Annotated in this window: 2 protein-coding genes; both read left to right on the top strand. The window is 70.6% G+C overall.

The window, feature by feature from the left end:
• The coding region (lptG, locus tag C5O18_RS09510) for an LPS export ABC transporter permease LptG (protein ID WP_105193390.1) at positions 1 to 755 on the top strand (755 nt) is incomplete at its 5' end.
• On the top strand, positions 755 to 1,457 hold a 703-nt coding region (locus C5O18_RS09505; protein ID WP_105193388.1), incomplete at its 3' end, for a PP2C family protein-serine/threonine phosphatase. The genes lptG and C5O18_RS09505, both read left to right, overlap by 1 nt.

Below are 1,457 nucleotides of genomic sequence, written 5' to 3'. Positions count from 1 at the left end.
GCGGCGCGCTGCTGGTCATCGTGCTCGGCCTCGGGCTGGGCGAGCTGGTGGTGCCGGTCACCGAGCAGCGCGCCGAGGCGCTGAAGGCGCAGGCGCTGGGGCGCGACTACGAGCCGGGCCGCATCAGCGGCTACTGGCAGCGCGAGGGCAACGAGCTCATCAACATCCAGCTGGTGACGCCGGCCGGCGAACTGATCGGTGTCAGCCGCTACGTGCGCAACGACCAGGGCGACCTGGTGCAGGCGCAGCACGCCGCCACCGGCAGCTACCAGGGCGGTCGCTGGCTGCTGAAGGACATTCGTGAAACGGTCTACGCCAGCAACGGCACCGCGACCACCCAGAGCCGCCCGGAGGCGGTCTGGCTGATCGGCCTGACGCCGTCCTTCCTGTCGGTGGCAGCGGCTTCGCCGTCGCAGCTCCGGCTTGCCGACCTGCGCGCCTACGCCACCTACCTGCAGCAGGAGGCGCTGGATGCCGGCAGCTACGAGCTGCAGTTCTGGAAGAAGCTGCTCAGCCCGCTGGCGGTGTTCTCCATGGTGCTGATCGCCTGCTCCTTCATCTTCGGTCCGCTGCGCTCGGTGACCCTGGGCCTGCGCATCATCACCGGCGTGCTCGTCGGCCTGGTCTTCCGCTACGGCCAGGACGCCTTCGGCTACGCCAGCCTGCTGTTCCACTGGCCGCCGCTGCTGGCGGTCATGCTGCCGATCATGCTGTGCCTGTGCGCCGGCGTCTGGTCGCTGTACCGGGTGCGCTGATGACTGTCCGCTGGCAACGCTGGTCCGCCACCGACATCGGCAGTCGCCGGGCGCTCAACGAGGACGCGCTGGTGCTGCGCGACGAGGACGGTCTGTGGGCGGTCATCGACGGCCTCGGCGGCATCGATGCCGGCAATGTCGCCAGCGCCGCGCTCGCGCACGCGCTCGACCATCTCCAGCTGGCGCCGGCGCTGGCCGATGCCGCCGACCAGCTCGAAGATGTCATTCTCGCCGTGCACGAGCAACTGCACGAGTTCGCCTCGCAGCTGCAGCCGGTACGTACCATCGGCTGCACGGTAGCAGTGCTGCGCCTGACGCAGACCTGGGGTCTGCTGGCCTGGGTCGGCGACGTGCGCCTGTATCGCTGGCGCGATGGCCGCCTGGACCTGCTCAGCGAAGACCATGTCGGCGAGGCGCGCGGTGCCGAGGTGCCGGCCGGCGCAGGGGCGGATGATCTGACGCGCCTCGTCGGTGCTGACGAGCCGCTGCCGGACATGGCGCTGCTGCAGGTCCGGCACGGCGACCGCTATCTGCTGTGCAGCGACGGTCTGCATGCCGAGGTCGGCGAGCGCCGCCTCGCGCACTGGCTGGCGCGAGACCCTCAGCAGGCCCAGCGCGAGCTGGTGGCGGAGGCGCTGGCCACGGGCGGTCGCGACAACCTCAGCTTCATCCTGCTGGAGACCGATGTCACGGCGCCGGTGG

The sequence above is a fragment of the Amnimonas aquatica genome (assembly GCF_002943415.1).
GTDB lineage: Bacteria > Pseudomonadota > Gammaproteobacteria > Pseudomonadales > Moraxellaceae > Perlucidibaca > Perlucidibaca aquatica_A.
The sequence above is the reverse complement of the archived record's forward strand: the minus strand, read 5'-3'. Positions and strand labels throughout refer to the sequence as shown.